Below are 350 nucleotides of genomic sequence, written 5' to 3'. Positions count from 1 at the left end.
ATCACATCAGAGCCGGTGACAGTGATTAATTCAGGAACATAGGGATAAACGGTTAAGATATCGCCGTCATAGCTGGCAGCAGCGCAATAAGCAGCCCCGCCCGTTTCCAATTGAATGGACATCCCAATCAGATGGCGTGAAGCGGGTTTGGCATCAAAAATCAGCCGCTCCAGCTCAAAATAGGTCGCTTCCGTGATGCCGGTGTCCATCACGCCGATATCCAGCCGGAAGGTGCCGGGCGGATCTTGGTTTTGCCACCATTCAATCACGCGAATTAAGTAACCGAACGGCTCGACTACCCGGCGGATGGCACCAATCGTTCCCTTGTGCTTATGGACGAACATCGCGGC

General features: G+C 53.4%; 1 protein-coding gene. It reads right to left on the bottom strand.

Annotated elements, in window-relative coordinates:
* A partial coding sequence (locus NXS07_RS20990) for a phage tail protein I (protein WP_258087630.1) occupies positions 1–350 on the bottom strand: 350 nt, incomplete at both ends.

Origin of the sequence: Xenorhabdus bovienii (assembly GCF_024721015.1) — a bacterium.
In the GTDB taxonomy this organism is placed as follows: domain Bacteria; phylum Pseudomonadota; class Gammaproteobacteria; order Enterobacterales; family Enterobacteriaceae; genus Xenorhabdus; species Xenorhabdus bovienii.
Note: the sequence above shows the minus strand (reverse complement) of the source record. Positions and strands in the feature narration are given on the sequence as shown.